This is a genomic window from Ramlibacter henchirensis (genome assembly GCF_004682015.1).
Classification (GTDB): Bacteria; Pseudomonadota; Gammaproteobacteria; order Burkholderiales; family Burkholderiaceae_C; genus Ramlibacter; species Ramlibacter henchirensis.
Genome location: NZ_SMLM01000003.1, coordinates 365463 through 382115, shown reverse-complemented (window position 1 = coordinate 382115; position 16653 = coordinate 365463). Strand labels below are relative to the sequence as shown.

Genomic DNA, 16653 nt, shown 5'->3' with positions numbered 1-16653 from the left:
AATCCCGCGGGTGCTTGAACAGCCGCGGGCGTGCCGCAAAATGGGCGCCATGCCCACCAATCCCCTGCTCGACTTCCACGACCTGCCGCTGTTCGACCAGATCCGGCCGGAACACGTCGCCCCCGCCGTCGACACCCTGCTGGCCGAGAGCGAAACGGCGCTGGAAGCCGTCGTCGCGCCCGGTTTCCCCGCCGACTGGAAGGCTTTGTCGGCCCGCCTGGACTGCACCACCGAACGCCTGAGCCGCGCCTGGGGTGCGGTCAGCCACCTGAACAACGTCGCCGACACCCCCGAGCTGCGCGCCGCCTACAACGAGGCGCTGCCGCGCGTGACCGAGTTCTGGACCCGGCTCGGGTCGGACGAGCGCCTGTACGCCAAGTACAAGGCGATCGATCCCGCCACCCTCAACGAGGAGCAGCGCCAGGCGCTGAAGAACGCGATCCGCAACTTCGTGCTCGGGGGCGCGGAGCTGCAGGGCGCGGCCAAGGAACGCTTCGCCGCCATCCAGGAGCGGCAGGCGGAGCTGTCGCAGAAGTTCAGCGAGAACGCGCTCGATGCCACCGACGCCTTCGCCTACTACGCGTCGCTCCAGGAGCTCGATGGCGTTCCGGAGGACGTGGTGCAGGCCGCGCGCGTCGCCGCCCAGGCCGAGGGCAAGGACGGCTACAAGCTCACGCTCAAGATGCCGAGCTACCTGCCGGTGATGCAGTTCGCCCACAGCCGCGAACTGCGCCAGCGCATGTACCGAGCGTACGTCACGCGGGCGAGCGACCAGGCGCCGCCGGAGTTCCGCAAGTACGACAACACCGAGGCGATCCGCGAGATTCTCGCGCTGCGCAAGGAAGAAGCCCAGCTGCTCGGATACGGCAACTTCGGCGAAGTGTCCGTCGTGCCCAAGATGGCGGAGTCGCCGCAGCAGGTGATCGGCTTCCTGCGCGAACTGGCCGCCAAGGCGCGGCCGTTCGCGGAAAAGGACGTGGCCGATATGCGGGCCTTCGCCGCGGAGAAGCTCGGCATCCGCGACCCGCAGCCCTGGGACTGGAGCTACATCGGCGAGAAGCTGAAGGAAGAGCGCTACGCGTTCAGCGAGCAGGAGGTCAAGCAGTACTTCACGGCACCGAAGGTGCTGGCGGGCCTGTTCAAGATCGTCGAGACGCTGTTCGAGGTGGTGATCCGCCGCGACTACGCGCCGGTGTGGAACCCCGGCGTCGAGTTCTACCGGATCGAGCGCGAACACAAGGACTCGAGCGGGCACGTGAGCACCGAGCGCGTCGGCCAGTTCTACCTGGATCCGGCCGCGCGCACCGGCAAGCGAGGCGGCGCCTGGATGGACGACGTGCGCGCCCGCTGGCAGCGGCCCGACACGGGCAAGCTGCAGACCCCGGTGGCACACCTGGTGTGCAACTTCGCCGACGGCGTGGAAGGCAAGCCGGCGCTCCTGACGCATGACGACGTGATCACCCTGTTCCACGAATCGGGCCACGGGCTGCACCACATGCTGACGCGCGTGAACGAGCGCGACGTCTCGGGCATCAGCGGCGTGGAATGGGACGCGGTGGAACTTCCCAGCCAGTTCATGGAGAACTTCTGCTGGGAATGGGCCGTGCTGCGCCACATGACGGCGCACGTGGAGACGGGCGAGCCGCTACCGCGCGACCTGTTCGACAAGATGGTGGCGGCGCGCAATTTCCACAGCGGGCTGGCCACGCTGCGGCAGATCGAGTTCGCGCTGTTCGACATGCTGCTGCACACCGAACACGACCCGGCCGAGGACTTCATGCCGCTGCTTCGCAAGGTTCGCGAGGAAGTCGCCGTCCTGCAGCCGCCGGAATTCAGCCGCACCGCCCACACCTTCAGCCACATCTTCTCGGGCGGCTATGCGGCGGGCTATTACAGCTACAAGTGGGCGGAGGTGCTTTCTGCCGACGCTTATGCGGCTTTTGAGGAAACCGCGGGCGCGGATGGTTCACCCAGCGTGGAAACCGGGCGAAAATACCGGCAGGCCATCCTGGAGTCCGGCGGCAGCCGGGCGGCGATGGAGTCGTTCAAGGCGTTCCGCGGGCGGGAGCCCACGCTGGACGCGCTGCTGCGGCACCAGGGGATGGCCTGACGGAGTCAGTCCAAACAGCAGGAGGAGAGGGTTCGTGATGTCGTCTTCGAAAGCCGTTCTTGCGGGCCGCCTGGCGGTCCTCGCCCTCGTTGCCGCCACCGGCGCGGCGGGCGCGCAACAGGTCTATCGCATCGTCGGTCCCGACGGCAAGGTCACCTTCTCCGACAAGCCGCCCGTTGAAACCGGCGCCAAGGCAGCCCCGGCGGCCGCCGCGGGTGGCCGCGCGGGCGGGGCCATCGCCTCCGGCTCGCTGCCGTTCGAACTGCGCCAGGTCGCCAGCCGCTACCCCGTCACCCTCTACGCCGGTCCCAACTGCGTGCCCTGCGGCGCGGGCCGCAGCTACCTGTCGCAGCGCGGCATTCCGTTCGTCGAGAAGACGGTCAGCAGCCAGGACGATGTCGAGGCGTTCGCACGCCTGAGCGGCGGCAGCCCCGCCCTGCCCCTGCTCACGGTGGGCGCGCAGCAGCTCAAGGGCTACTCCGAGACGGAGTGGTCGCAGTTCCTGGACGCCGCCGGCTACCCGCGCAACTCGCTGCTGCCCGCCAGCTACCGTCCGCCCGCGGCGACCCCGCTGGTGATGGCGCAGCCGATCCAGCCGGAGGCCCCGGCCGCCGCAGCCGAGCCCGCCGCGGCGACTCGTGCACCGGCGCGCGCGCCGCAGCAACCGGGGGGCAGCAACCCCGCCGGCATCACGTTCTGAACTAGAACTTGATCGTGCGCACGCCGGAAGGCGTGCCCAGCAGGCAGACCGACGCCTTCTGGTGGGCGAACACGCCCACCGTCACCACGCCCGGCCACTGGTTCACCTCGCTCTCGAAGGCGAGGGGCTGGTCGATCTTGAGGCCGGCGACATCCAGGATGCGCTGCCCGTTGTCGGTGACCAGCGGCGCGCCGTCCTTCACCCGCAGCGTGGCCCGCGCGCCCATCGCGGCGAACTGGCGGGCGATGCGGCCTGCGGCCATCGGCACCACCTCCACCGGCACCGGGAATGTGCCCAGCACCGGCACCAGCTTGGATTCGTCGGCGATGCAGACGAAGGACCGCGATTGGGCGGCCACGATCTTCTCGCGCGTGAGCGCGGCGCCACCGCCCTTGATCATGTGGCCGACGCCGTCGATCTCGTCGGCGCCGTCGATGTAGACGGCCAGTTCCCCGACCTCATTCGCGTCGAACACCGGCACGCCGATGGCGCGCAGCCGCGCGGTGGAAGCCTCCGAGCTGGACACCGCGCCTCGGACGCGGTCCTTCATCCCGGCGAGCGCCTCGATGAACTTGTTGACGGTGGAGCCGGTGCCCACGCCCACGATCTCGCCCGGCACGACGTACTGCAAGGCGGCCTGGCCGACGAGGGCCTTCAGTTCATCCTGGGTCACGCGACAATCCTCGGCTGTTCGACAAGAGAAAACGCGACGGATTATCCATGCCCCTGCTGCCCTACTCGCTCGCGCGGCCGTTCCTGTTCGGGCTCGATCCCGAAGCCGCGCACGACCTCACGATGGAATCGCTGGCGCGGCTGCAGGGCACGCCGCTGGCGCGGGCCTGGAGCTCGCCGGCCGTCCACGATCCGATCGAGCTGGCCGGGCTGCGCTTTCCCAACCGCGTCGGCCTCGCGGCCGGTCTCGACAAGAACGCGCGCTGCATCGACGGCCTGGGGGCCATGGGCTTCGGCTTCGTCGAAGTGGGCACCGTCACGCCCAGGCCGCAGCCAGGCAACCCGAAGCCGCGCATGTTCCGCCTGCCGCAGGCCCATGCGCTGATCAACCGGCTGGGATTCAACAACGACGGGCTCGATGCCTTCCTAGCCAACGTGAAGCGTTCGTCCTTCCGCCAGCGCGGACGCATCCTCGGCCTGAACATCGGCAAGAACGCCGCCACGCCCATCGAGGACGCGACGAGCGACTATCTCACTGGCCTGGAAGGCGTGTACCCGCACGCCGACTACGTGACGGTCAACATCTCCAGCCCCAACACGAAGAACCTGCGCGCGCTGCAGTCCGATGAAGCACTGGATTCGCTGCTGGGAGCCATCGCGCAGCGGCGCGAGACGCTGGCCACGACCTACGGCCGGCGCGTGCCCGTCTTCGTGAAGATCGCGCCCGATCTCGACGAAGCCCAGGTCGACGTGATCGCGGCCACGCTGCGGCGGCACGGCATGGACGGCGTGATCGCGACGAACACCACGATCTCGCGCGAGGCCGTCCAAGGCCTGCCGTATGCGCAGGAGACTGGGGGGCTGAGTGGAGCGCCTGTATTGGCCGCCAGCAATCGCGTGATCTCGCAATTGCGCGCCGCGCTCGGCGCGGGGTTTCCGATCATCGGAGTCGGCGGCATCCTGAGCGCCGAGGACGCGGTCTCGAAGGTACGAGCCGGAGCGGACGTGGTGCAGATCTATACCGGCCTGATCTACAAGGGGCCTGCCCTCGTGGGTGAAGTTGCTTCGGCGCTCAAGCGCATGCGCTGAAGTTGTTCGCCCGAATGACGGGGAACTACTGAAGCAACCCCACCACGTCCTCCGCCAGCGCCAGCGAACTCGTCAACCCCGGCGACTCGATCCCGAACAGGTTCACCAGCCCGGGCACGCCATGCAGGGCCGGACCGTCGATGCGGAAATCCGGCGCCTTCTCGTGCGCGCCGTGGATCTTGGGCCGCACGCCGCTGTAGCTCGGCTGCAGGCTTCCATCCGGCAGGCCGGGCCAGTAGCGCCGCACTTCGGCGTAGAAACCCTCGGCGCGCGCCGGGTCGACCGTCCAGTCGATCTCCTCGGGCGCGTGGATGTCCAGCCACTCGATGTCCGGCCCGAACTTGGCCTGGCCACCGAGGTCGAGCGTCAGGTGCGTGCCCAGGTGGGCATCGGCCGGCGCCGGATAGATCAGCCGGCTGAAAGGCGCCTTGCCGGCCAGCGCGTAGTAGTTGCCCTTGGCGAACCACTCGCGCGGGACGAAGCGCGCATCCAGCCCCTCGAAGCGGCGCGCGAGTGCGCACGCGTGCAGCGAAGCGGAGTTCACCAGGATCGAGGTGGCCAGTTCGGTGCCGTCGGCCAGCCGCAGAACGTGCAGCCCGCCCTCGCCCGCCGCGAGGCGAACCGAATCGAGCGCGGAACGGAAGGCGACCATGCCGCCGGCCCGTTCGAGGTCGCCTTGCAGCGCGAGCATGAAGCCGTGGCTGTCGACGATGCCCGTGCTGGGCGAATGCAGCGCGGCGATGCAGCGCAGCGCCGGCTCCATGGCGCAGGCCTGCTCACCCTCGAGCCACTCGACGGGGACGCCGTTCGCGGCGGCACGGTCCTGCAAGCCGCGCAGCGCGCGCACTTCCGCTTCGCTGTTGGCCACGGTGAACTTGCCGCAGCGCCGATGGCCGATGCCGTGGCTCGCGCACATCGCATAGAGCAGCTCCTTGCCGCGCACGCACAGCGGGGCCTTGAGCGAGCCAGGCACGTAGTAAAGCCCTGCATGGATGACCTCGCTGTTGCGCGAGCTCACGCCCTGGCCGATGCCGCCCTGCGCTTCCAGCACCAGGGTCTCGCGACCCGAAATGGCGAGCGCGCGCGCCACGGCGAGCCCCACCGCGCCGGCGCCGACCACCACCGCTTCGACCTGATCCATCCTGCTCCCGTCCGCGCGCAGGCGCGACCGGGCCGCAAGTTAACACGAGCCGCTCGCAAGCCGCGGCGGGATGGCTCTTTCAGGCCTGCGCCGGGACGGCCCACGTGCGGCCCCGGGCGCGTGTGGCCGGGTCCACGGCCATCAGCGCCTCCAGGATCCGGTGCGGCTGCAACGACAGCGGCGTCATGCACCAGCGGTTGAGCGCATCGTTGCCGACACGCGCCATGCCGATGTGCTGGCCGATGTCTCCGTCGATGGCCGGGTCCGGATCGGAGAAACCCATCGCTACACGCAGCCGCTCCACGTCGGCCTTGGTGCCGGTCAGGAAGGTCCAGCCCGGGCCGATGCCGTTGAGCTCGCGGTACGCCTTCAGGTCGGCCGGCCGGTCGAACTCCGGCAGCAGCGTGATCGAGTACATGAACACGTCCCGGCCGACGCGGTCGCCCAGCGCCTCCTGCACCGCGCGCAGGTTCTGCGTCATCGGCGGGCAGCGCTCGCTGCACTGCGTGTACATCATGCTCACGAACACCACGCGGTCGCGCACCAGGTCGGAGTGGAAGCGCACGCGCCGGCCGTCGTGCGTGATCAGGGGCACGTCCGGGATGCTGCCGAGCGGGCCGCGCGCGGCGAGGCTCCCGCCCGGAAGCTGCGCGCCCGGCGCCAGCTCGAGCTGGTAGGCCAGTCCGGCACCGGCGGCGGCAGCGATGCCGCCCCCCAGGATGGCCAGGCTTTGGCGGCGGCCTTCTGCCGCCGATGCCGCGCTGCTCGCGCGGATGGGATCAGGCGAAGATGTCATGGCAGTCCCCCGTGTCAGGCCACGATGTCGAAGCGGGCCATCATTGCGTGGTCCTCGTGGATCGTGTTGTGGCAGTGCATGATGTACTTGCCCGGGAAGTCCCGGAAACGCAGGTACACCTGCACGTTCTCGTTCGGTCCGAGCAGGAACACGTCCTTGCGGCCGCGTTCCCAGGCCGGCGGGTCGATCCCGTTGCGCTTGAGGATGCGCCCTTCCTCGAAGTGGATGTGGACCGGATGCGCCCAGCCGCCGCTGGTGTTGCGCAGGTTCCAGATCTCCGCGGTGCCCATCTTCGGCGTGCAGATCGGCCGGCCGTCGAACAGCCTGTCGTTGATCGTCCAGCCCCCGCTGGAGCGTCCGAAGTTGAAGTTGCGCGTGGCCGCCACCTGCGCCATGTCGATCGTCGGCTGGTCACGCAGCCTGCTCAGGACCCGGCTGTTGTCCGGCCCCGGCAGCGGCCGGTCGACGATGAACTTGAGCAACTGGTCGGGCGTGGGCAGCAGGTCGACCTCCGCCTTGCGGCCGTCCAGGTGCTTCAGGCGGTTCGTCAGGAACAGCTCGGAGCCCACCGGGAACCGCGAAAAATCGATGACCAGGTCGGCGCGCTCGGCCGCGCCGAGCACGACGTTGCTGCGCAGGACCGGCGAGGCGAACAGGTTCCCGTCGCTGGAGATCTGGATGAAGCTCTGGACTCGGTTCTGGTAGCGAAGCTGCAGGTCCCAGATCCGGGCGGTTCCCGCCGCCAGGAGCCTGAAGCGGTACTTGCGCGGCGCGACGTGGAAGTACGGCTGGACCTTTCCATTCACCAGCCACTTGTCGCCGATGAAGCCGTCCTGGTTGAACTGGTCGAACGAGACGTAGCCGCCGCTGTCGAAATACCGGTCGGCCAGCATCAGCGGCACGTCGAACTCGCCGCTGGGCAGCCGCAGCGCCCCCGTGTTCGGATCGTTCTCGTTGCCGGAGTCGAGGCCGTCGAAGGCCAGGAAGAAACCTGCCAGGCCGCGGTACACGTTGCCCGCGGTGAAGTCGTGCCGGTGGTCGTGGTACCACATGGTGCCCAGCGCCTCCTTCGAGTCGCCGCCCGCGTACACCATCGGGTAGTGGTAGTCCTTGTACTCGCCGGCCCGGGTGAGCGTCGGACCGCACGCGGTGGCGCTGAACCAGTCTTCCGGATAGCCGTCGCTCTCCGAGGGCGTGTGCAGGTTGTGCAGGTGCACCGAGATGTCGGGCGAGCCGTAGCCCTGAACGGAGCTCGGCAGCTGGTTGCGGAAGCGCACCACGATCGGCTGTCCATACCGTGCATGGAACAGCGGCCCCGGCACCTTGCCGTCGTAACCCCAGACTTCCTGCGTGGGCAGCTCCGGGTGGAACCGGTGCGAGCCCACCTTGACGTCGATCTTGTACATCAACTGCGCGGGGGAGCCGGCCCACGCCTGGTGGTCGGCGCGGCCGGCCTCGCCTTCGCCCAGGGTGCCGATCGGAGTCGGACTGAGCGAAGACTCGGGCGACTTCGGCTGCTGCACCGGCAACTCCTCCGCCCACGGCGTCGTGGGAGGGCTGGGAGGCCGTGGCGGCGGCAGCACCTGGCCGGTGGCCAGCTTCGGGGCGAACACGCCCGCCGCGGATGCACCGGCCGTCCTGAACAACAGGCGCCTCGATGCGCTTCTCGGCGCATCCACCGGGAGCTTTTCCCGGGATTCGGTTCGATCAGTCATGCCCGCCTCCTCCTCGTACGACTCATGTCGGAAGCAGCGCCGGCCCGTCCCATTGACTTCGAGGGCGCAGCGCGCGGTCGGACCAATTTAGGCCTCGCGCTCGCGCGAGGACAGGGGGCGGAAAAGCAAGTTCTGGGGAGGAGTCGGGCCGCCTGGACGCCGGTCGAGGCACGCGATCTGCCTGACCGGCTTGCTGCGCGTTGGCGCGAGGGCCGCTGCCGATCCATGCGCAAGCGAGGCGCCATGCGCCCTTCCCCGCCACACCGCTTCAAATGCAAGAACAGTCGAAAAAACGGCGGTCCGCGTTCGCCACTTGCATTCGGTCACGATTGATCTAGCTGGCTGCAAAAAAAAAGCCGCCCGGCATGCGGGCGGCCTGACGACGGAGCACCGTGGCTACAACAAGCCCCACGTGTTCGCGCAGCTCACGGCCTGCGCGCGCGAGCGCACGTGCAGCTTGTGGTACATGTTCTTCACGTGCGAGTTGACGGTGGTGGAGCTGATGGCCAGCTTGTCGCCGATCTGGCTGCTCGTAAGTCCGCTGGCGATCATTCGCAGCACCTCGTGTTCGCGAAGCGAGAGCTTGATGCGCACCACTTCGCCGGACGGCCCCGGCACCGAGTGCGTCGCAGCGCTCGCGCCACGCTTGAGCAAGAGCCGCCTGGAAAGCGCCGGCGTGATGGCCGCCCCGCCGTTGGCCACCTGCAGGACGGCCTGCACGAAGCTCACGAACCAGGAGTTCTTGACCACGAAGCCCGCGGCGCCCAGCTCGAAGGCGCGCATCGCGTCATCGTCCGTCTCGTGTTTCGACAGCGCGATCACCTCGGCCTTGGGGTTGAGGCTCTTGGCGTGCGCCATCAGATCGAACCCGGCCCCGTCGGAGAGCGCGACGTCGACGAGCAGCACGTCGAAACCCAGGTCGCGCACCAGGCGCCTGCCGTCGCGCAGCGAGCCCGCCTGGCCCGCCACGACTGTCCGGCTGTCACCCATGAGTTCCTGCGAGATGACGCCGCGCACGTGCGCGTCGCTGTCCACGACGTGGACGCGAAGCGGCGAGTCGGGCTGGCCGGCCATGCTCTCGGGCCAGACGCAGGGTGAGTTCTTGAAGATCGCGAATCCGCCTGGCTGCGCGCGGATGGGGACGGTCGGCGTTGCGCCGGGCGCGCGGCACTCATAGTCAGTCATTCCAGGTTCCCTCCTTATCCACCTCTCAGGGACGCGAAGGTAAGTTGATGACGCAGGTCATGTCTGTACGCCAACGAACATTCGTCAGATACCCGCCACGGCCGAGCAGAACCGTTGCGCCGAATCGAATCATTACGTCTCACGCAGCTTGTTATCTCAAGGCCGGGAAGATCGCGAAGCCGCTGCGCGGCGCTGACCGTTTCGATACCTGCACGGCGTTCTTGGCTCAGCCATATTGCTATCGCTTTCATAGCTTCGTGGCGTGACTCGCCAACGGCTGTGGGACGAACACACGCGACACGCGAGTAAACATCCGGCGCGCTTTCAGAACTTGGAGACGCGTCGCAAAAAACTGCGCGCGACTTGATCCGCATCATCAGAAGCGATGCACCAGAACTGAGGATTGCTGGTGAGGTCGGTCACTTCCACCATGAAGCCGTAAGTCCCCTCGCGAACAAAACCGCGAGTCCCGCCACACCACCACCCCGGAGGAAAACACCATGGCGACCCCCCTGCAGTACGACTTCTTCGTGACGACCGAGGACCTGCTCTTCATCCTCAACCAGATCAAGATCGCGGAGGAGACCACCAATCCCGATGGGACCGTCAACGGCGATGCGTTGCGCGACGCGGTGAACCCGCTGGCGCCCTTCGGATTGCGCACGGTGGATGGCACCTGGAACAACCTGCTGCCGGGCCAGCAGCTATACGGGTCGGCCGACCAGGTGATGCCCCGGCTGACCACCGGCACGCTGCTGCCGCAGTACGTCACGCCGATGCCGGGCACCACCAACCTGTACGTCGATCCGGAGCCGCGCATCATCAGCAACCTGATCGTCGACCAGACGGCAAGCAACCCGGCCGCGGTGCAGGCTGCGGAGGACCGGGCGGGCGAAGCCACGTTCCCGGGCCTCGAGGAAGTGCAGGTCTCCGAGAACGGCACGCTCTTCATCCCCAACCAGTCGCCCGACGTCGGCCTGTCGCCTCCGTTCAACGGCGTGATGACGCTGTTCGGCCAGTTCTTCGACCACGGCCTGGACCTCATCACCAAGGGCGGCGGCACCGTGTTCGTGCCGTTGCAGCCGGACGACCCGCTGTATGTGGCGGGCAGCCGCACCAACTTCATGGTCCTCACGCGGGCCACCGATGATCCGGGCGCCGACGGCATCGCCGGTACGGCGGACGACGGCCACGTCAACACCACGACGCCCTTCGTCGACCAGAACCAGACCTACACCTCGCACCCCTCGCACCAGGTGTTCCTGCGCGAGTACACGACCGACGCAACCGGCAACACGGTCGCCACGGGCGCCCTGCTCGAAGGCCAGTACGGGGCCGCCAACTGGACCGAGGTGAAAGCGCAGGCAGCCGACTTGCTGGGCGTGCAGCTGACCGACCAGGACGTGTTCAACGTGCCCCTGCTGGCAACGGACCGCTACGGTGAGTACCTTCGGGGCGACAACGGCTACGTGCAGTTCGTGACACAGGTCGTGGATCCGGTCACGAGCGAGGCCCGGCTCGAACTGGTGGAGGCCGATCCGACCGCAAACGGCGGCCTGGGGACCCTGGTGCCCACGAATGCGGTCCGCACCAACCACGCCTTCCTGGACGACATCGCGCACCACGCCGCGCCTGCCATGGTCGATCTCGACGGCAATCCCATGACGACGAACGACCTCGTGGCGCAGACCGCGGACACGGATCCCGGCACGGGCGACGACGGCAACCGGCTCACCTACGACGACGAGATGCTGGGCCGGCACTTCATCACCGGCGATGGCCGCGGCAACGAGAACATCGGCCTGACGGCCATCCACTCGGTCTTCCACTCCGAGCACAACCGGCTGGTGGACCAGTACAAGGAAACGCTGATCGCCGACGCGATCGCCAAGCAGGACGTGGCGTTCCTGAACGAATGGCTCACGACCGACCTGGGCACGGGCCCGCGCACGGCCGAGCAATGGGCCGCGCTCGGCCAGGAAGTGGCGGCCGGCGCCACCTGGGACGGCGAGCGCCTGTTCCAGGCCGGCCGCTTCGTCACCGAGATGCAGTACCAGCACATGGTGTTCGAGGAGTTCGCCCGCGCGGTGTCGCCCCAGATCGACCCGTTCATCTTCCAGAACTCGGCCGATCTCGACCCGGCCATCGTCGAGGAGTTCGCCAACGTCGTCTACCGCTTCGGCCATTCGATGCTGACGGAGACCGTCGATCGCACCAACGCCGCGACCATGGGCGAGTACGACATCGGGCTGATCCAGGCATTCCTGAACCCGGTGGAGTTCAACATGGGAGTCGACGCCAACGGCAATCCCATCCCTGTCGATGTAGCCGGCGCCATCTCCGGGATCATGCTGGGCATGTCCTCGCAGGTCGGCAACGAGATCGACGAGTTCGTGACCGAGGCGCTGCGCAACAACCTGCTCGGCCTGCCGCTGGACCTGGCGACGATCAACATGACCCGCGCCCGCGAGACGGCCATGCCCACCTTCAACGAGGCGCGCGAGCAGTTCTACGAGATGACGGGCGACCTCCAGTACGAGCCCTACACCAGCTGGATCGACCTCGCACCGCACCTGAAGAACCCGCTCTCCGTGGTCAACTTCATCGCGGCCTACGGGCAGCACGATTCCATCACCTCGGCGGCGACGGTCGAAGCCAAGCGCGACGCCGCGATGGACCTGGTGTTCGGCACGCACGGGCTGACCGATCCCGCCCAGATCCAGGCGTGGATGGCGGACCGCACCGCCTTCCTGAACAGCACCGGCGAGTACGCCACCGACAACGGCGGCGTCGACAAGATCGACTTCTGGATCGGCGGCCTGGCCGAGTCCACGACCGAGTTCGGCGGCATGTTGGGCCCGACCTTCAACTTCGTATTCGAGTCCCAGCTGGAAAACCTGCAGAACGGCGACCGCTTCTACTACCTGAGCCGCACGCAGGGCCTGAACCTGCTCAACCAACTCGAACCCAACACGTTCGCCGCGATGGTGATGCGAAACAGCGACCTGGGCGAAGAAGGCACCACCGCGCACCTGCCCGGCCATTTGTTCGTCACCCCGAACTACACGCTGGAGATGGACCAGGACAACCAGCGCACCGGCATCCTCGGCCCCGACGGCTTGACGATGAACGGCGATCCGCTGCACGGCGATCTCCTGCTGGACATGCTCAGCCCGCTGGTCCAGCGCGCGACGGCGGACGCGGACGGTGACGGCGTCGTCGAGGCCGGCGAATACGACGCCCGCCTGGACAAGAACGGCGACGGCGTCATGGAATACGACGGCATGCTGAGCTACAACTTCACCGGCGGCGACCACGTCGTCCTGGGCGGCACGCAGTTCAACGACATCCTGACCGGCGGCCGCGGCCTCGACACCCTCTGGGGCGACGGCGGCGACGACTTCATCGACGGCGGCGACTCGCCCGACCACATCTTCGGCGGCGACGGCGACGACATCATCCAGGACCGCGGCACCGAGCCCGGGGCCGCCGACTTCCTGCGCGGCGACAACGGCAACGACGTGATCGGCGGCGGGCCGGGCAACGACCTGCTGTTCGGCGGCGCGGACAACGACTTCATCTTCACCGGGCAGGACTTCAGCGAGGTGTTCGCCGGCACGGGCGACGACTTCGTCCTGGGCGGCAACGGCCCCGATGTGCTGATGGGCAACGAGGGCAACGACTGGATCGAGGGCGGAGAAGGCTTCGACGGGATCGCAGGGGACAACTCCGAGCTGTTCTTCAACAGCACGATCGTCGGCCACGACGTGCTCAACGGCCAGGGCAACGACACCGACTACGACGGCGAGTCGGGTGACGACATCATGGTCCAGAACACCGGCATCACGCGAAGCAACGGCATGTTCGGCTTCGACTGGGCGATCCACAAGGACGACCCGACCGGCGCCAACTCCGACCTGGGCGTTCCCATCTTCACGACGGACCCGAACTTCATCCTGCGCGACCGCTTCGATTCCGTCGAAGGCCTGTCCGGATGGAACCACGACGACGTCCTGACCGGTGCGGCGATCCTGAGAGCCGAAGTCGGCGGCGACGGCGTGGAGGCCCCGACCGACTCCAGCGCCCTGAAGGCCGGCAACGTCGGGCTGATCGACGGCCTGGCAGAGCTGCTCGGGACGACGGATGCGGCGGTGAGCGCGCTGGCGCCGGACACGACCATCATCGACGTCACCCTCGGCGCCGAGATCCTGCTCGGCGGCGGCGGCAGCGACACCATCACCGGCAACCTGGGCGACGACATCATCGACGGCGACGCGTGGCTGAACGTGCGCATCGCGGTCGACATGCCGGAAGGAGGGGCGGAGGCCGACTTCAGCGTCGACAGCATGGACGAGATCCGCGACCGGATGCTCACCCGCGAGATCAACCCGGCGCAACTGAGCATCGTTCGCGAGATCCTGCAGTCCGAGGCCGACTCGCTGGCGGTCGACACCGCCGTCTACAACGGCAGCTTCGAGGAGTACCTGGTCGACCAGGCCGCCGACGGCATCGTCACGGTCACGCACATCGCTCCGGCGGCGGGAGCGTCGAGCGACGGCACCGACACGCTGCGCAACATCGAGCAGCTGCAGTTCCTCGACCGCATGGTGCAGCTCGGGCTGGCCATCTCCACGCCGGGCGCGTTCACCGTCGCCGAGAACACCCAGGCGGTGACGACGGTAACGCTGGCCAACCAGGATCCGGAAGCGCTGTACCTGTTCTCGCTCGAAGGCGCGGACGCCGACCGCTTCGTGATCGACTCCCTCGTCGGCACGCTGTCCTTCGTCGCGGCGCCCAACTTCGAGGCGGCGGCCGACGTCGGGCTGAACAACGTCTACGACGTGGTGGTGCGGGTGACGGACGGTGTGCTGTCGGATACGCAGGCCATCGCGGTGACCGTCACCAACGCGGACGATGCCGCCACCGGCGGGGTGAACATCACGAGCTGGACGACGACGGACACCAACGCCACGCTGACGGCCACGAACACCGTCGTGGACGAGGACCTGGGGACCGGGCCGGCAGGCACCCTCCAGTGGCAGCAGCTGGACACCGCCACGGGCAACTGGGTCGACATTGCCGGCGCCACCAGCGCCACGACGGGCACCCTGTCCAACATCACGACGCGGGTGGTCACCACCTACACCGATGCGTTCGGAACGCAGCAGGTCGTCTCGGCCCAGACCGCGATGATCGGAGACGGGCTGGCCAACAGCATGACGGGCACGGCGGGCAGCGACATCCTGCTGGGCCTCGGCGGCGCCGACACGATCAACGGTGGCCTGGGCAACGACGTGCTCGAAGGCGGCAACGGCGGCGACTCGCTCACCGGCGGCGCCGGCAACGACATCGTCGAGGGGAATGCCGGCAACGACACGCTGCTGGCCACCGTGGGCGACGGCAACGACATCCTGCGCGGCGGCGGCGGCACGGACGCGTACAGCCTGGCGGCCACCGCCGCCGGCGCCAACGTCAACCTGACCGCCAACTCCTCGACCAGCACGGAGACGGGCACCGACACGCTGAACGCGATCGAGAACGTGACCGGCAGCCAGGGCGGCGACACCATCACGGACGGCGTTGGCACCAACGTGCTGACCGGCGGCGCAGGTGCGGACACGTTCGTCATGACGAACGACAACACCCGCGACACGATCAACGGCCTTGGCGGCAGCAACACGATCGACTACTCCGCCTCGGCGGCCAACCTGAGCGTCACGCTGACGGGCACCAACACCGAGGTGATCGGCAGCGGAACCCTGAGCGGGCTGACGGGGAACACCGACCAGATCACGAACATCAACAACTTCACCGGCGGGACCGGCAGCGACACGATCACCGGGAACAACAACGGCAACACCCTCGTGGGTGGCGGGGGCAACGACACCCTCACGGGCGGGGGCGGAACCGACAACCTCTCGGGCGGCGACGGCAACGACACGCTGAACGGACTGGGGGGCAACGACACGCTCAACGGCGGCGCCGGCGCCGACACGCTGAACGGCGGGACCGGTGTCGACCTGGTGGACGGCGGCGCGGGCAACGACACCCTGGTCGCGAGCGGCGCGGTGGGCGCCACGGACGGCAACGACACCTACATCGGGGGTGATGGCACCGACCTCTACACGCTTGCCGGCACGACCGCGGGGGCCACGGTGAACCTCTCGACGCCGACGGGGACCTCCACCAGCGGTGCCACGGGAAGCGACACCTTGTCCGGCGTGGAGAACATCACGGGCAGCTCCGGCGGCGACACCATGACCGACGGCGCGGGCTCCAACGTGCTGACCGGCGGTGCGGGCGCGGACACCTTCATCATGACGAACGACAACGCCCGGGACACGATCGACGGGCTGGGCGGCAGCAACACGGTCAACTACTCGGCCAACACGACCGGCCTGAACGTGACGCTGAACGCCGGCGCGGTGGTGGGCGGCAGCGGCGCCACGGCAGCCACCAGCGATGTCATCACCAGCATCAACAACCTCACGGGCGGCAGCGGCGCCGACACGATCATCGGCAATGCCAACGGCAACGTCATCTCCGGCAACGGCGGCAACGACACCATCACCGGCGGGGCCGGGGCCGACACCCTGAACGGCGGCGACGGCGCCGACACGCTGAACGGGCTGGGCGGCAACGACGTCCTGAATGGCGACGCCGGCAACGACACGCTGCTGGGCGGCACGGGCAACGACACGCTGAACGGCGGTGGCGACAACGACAACCTGCAGGGGCAGGACGGCAACGACACGCTGAACGGCGGCGCCGGCACCGACACGCTGACGGGCGGGCTGGGGTCCGACATCTCGACGGGCGGCACGGGCATCGACACGTTCGACTTCAACTCGACCGCCGAGATCCCGAACGAAGCGCCCCTGCTGCGCGACCGCGTCAACGACTTCACGAGCGGAACCGACAAGCTGGACTTCACCACCATCGACGCCAACACGGCGGTGGCAGGGGACCAGAACTTCACGTTCAGCACCACGAGCGGCGCCGGCTTCACGGCCAACGCACAGCTGCGCTACCACAACGAGCCCACGCCAGGCGTCGGGACGACCGGCTCGGTCATGCAGGGCAACGTCGGCGGGGCCAACGGCCTGACGACGGACATGCAGGTCGCGCTGATCGGAGTCACGACGCTGCAGGCGGCCGACGTGATCGGCTGACAGCCGCTGCCCGGCGGCGCGCCGCCGGGCAGTTCCCCTTTGTTTTCGTTTTCCAGGCACCGGGCCGAGCCGG

Annotated in this window: 9 protein-coding genes; 4 read left to right on the top strand and 5 right to left on the bottom strand. The window is 68.2% G+C overall.

What is annotated here, in order from left to right; genetic code table 11:
- Positions 1-49: 49 nt before the first annotated feature.
- Both EZ313_RS19870 and EZ313_RS19865 read left to right on the top strand, forming a co-directional pair.
- Positions 50-2110 carry a M3 family metallopeptidase gene (locus tag EZ313_RS19870; protein WP_135265047.1) on the top strand — a complete coding sequence of 687 codons (2061 nt, stop codon included), beginning with the start codon at positions 50-52 and terminating at the stop codon, positions 2108-2110.
- Positions 2111-2147: 37 nt separating this feature from the next.
- The gene (locus EZ313_RS19865; protein ID WP_135265046.1) at positions 2148-2810 is read left to right on the top strand and encodes a glutaredoxin family protein; all 663 of its coding nucleotides are present in this window, start codon (positions 2148-2150) and stop codon (positions 2808-2810) included.
- A 1-nt stretch (position 2811) separates the two neighbouring features.
- On the opposite strand, the gene rpiA is transcribed toward EZ313_RS19865, so the two are convergent.
- Entirely contained in the window at positions 2812-3483 is a 672-nt protein-coding gene (rpiA, locus tag EZ313_RS19860) for a ribose-5-phosphate isomerase RpiA (protein WP_135265045.1), read from the bottom strand.
- A gap of 47 nt (positions 3484-3530) precedes the next feature.
- Between rpiA and EZ313_RS19855 the strand changes: the two genes are divergently transcribed.
- On the top strand, positions 3531-4571 hold the full coding sequence (locus tag EZ313_RS19855; RefSeq protein ID WP_135265044.1) for a quinone-dependent dihydroorotate dehydrogenase: 1041 nt from the start codon (positions 3531-3533) through the stop codon (positions 4569-4571).
- Between the two features lie 25 nt (positions 4572-4596).
- Here the strand turns inward: EZ313_RS19855 and EZ313_RS19850 are convergent, their stop codons facing one another.
- From EZ313_RS19850 to EZ313_RS19835, 4 genes are all read right to left on the bottom strand, one after another.
- Positions 4597-5712 (bottom strand): NAD(P)/FAD-dependent oxidoreductase, encoded by a 1116-nt coding sequence (locus EZ313_RS19850; RefSeq protein ID WP_135265043.1) that lies wholly within the window; start codon positions 5710-5712, stop codon positions 4597-4599.
- A gap of 79 nt (positions 5713-5791) precedes the next feature.
- The gene (locus tag EZ313_RS19845) at positions 5792-6508 is read right to left on the bottom strand and encodes an SCO family protein (protein ID WP_135265042.1); all 717 of its coding nucleotides are present in this window, start codon (positions 6506-6508) and stop codon (positions 5792-5794) included.
- A gap of 14 nt (positions 6509-6522) precedes the next feature.
- Positions 6523-8223: a multicopper oxidase family protein gene (locus tag EZ313_RS19840; protein WP_135265041.1), complete on the bottom strand. Its 1701-nt coding sequence runs from the start codon at positions 8221-8223 to the stop codon at positions 6523-6525.
- A 396-nt stretch (positions 8224-8619) separates the two neighbouring features.
- Entirely contained in the window at positions 8620-9408 is a 789-nt protein-coding gene (locus EZ313_RS19835) for a LuxR C-terminal-related transcriptional regulator (RefSeq protein ID WP_135265040.1), read from the bottom strand.
- A 500-nt stretch (positions 9409-9908) separates the two neighbouring features.
- Here EZ313_RS19835 and EZ313_RS19830 point away from each other — a divergent pair, with 500 nt between their 5' ends.
- Entirely contained in the window at positions 9909-16580 is a 6672-nt protein-coding gene (locus EZ313_RS19830; RefSeq protein WP_135265039.1) for a peroxidase family protein, read from the top strand.
- Positions 16581-16653 lie beyond the last annotated feature (73 nt).

Excerpts from the sequence above, each read along its gene's own strand:
- EZ313_RS19865 (WP_135265046.1), top strand. The coding sequence starts at position 2,148 with ATGTCGTCTTCGAAAGCCGTTCTTGCGGGCCGCCTGGCGGTCCTCGCC.
- EZ313_RS19855 (WP_135265044.1), top strand. The coding sequence starts at position 3,531 with ATGCCCCTGCTGCCCTACTCGCTCGCGCGGCCGTTCCTGTTCGGGCTC.
- EZ313_RS19845 (WP_135265042.1), bottom strand. The coding sequence starts at position 6,508 with ATGACATCTTCGCCTGATCCCATCCGCGCGAGCAGCGCGGCATCGGCG.
- EZ313_RS19830 (WP_135265039.1), top strand. The coding sequence starts at position 9,909 with ATGGCGACCCCCCTGCAGTACGACTTCTTCGTGACGACCGAGGACCTG.
- EZ313_RS19835 (WP_135265040.1), bottom strand. The coding sequence starts at position 9,408 with ATGACTGACTATGAGTGCCGCGCGCCCGGCGCAACGCCGACCGTCCCC.
- EZ313_RS19850 (WP_135265043.1), bottom strand. The coding sequence starts at position 5,712 with ATGGATCAGGTCGAAGCGGTGGTGGTCGGCGCCGGCGCGGTGGGGCTC.
- EZ313_RS19870 (WP_135265047.1), top strand. The coding sequence starts at position 50 with ATGCCCACCAATCCCCTGCTCGACTTCCACGACCTGCCGCTGTTCGAC.
- EZ313_RS19840 (WP_135265041.1), bottom strand. The coding sequence starts at position 8,223 with ATGACTGATCGAACCGAATCCCGGGAAAAGCTCCCGGTGGATGCGCCG.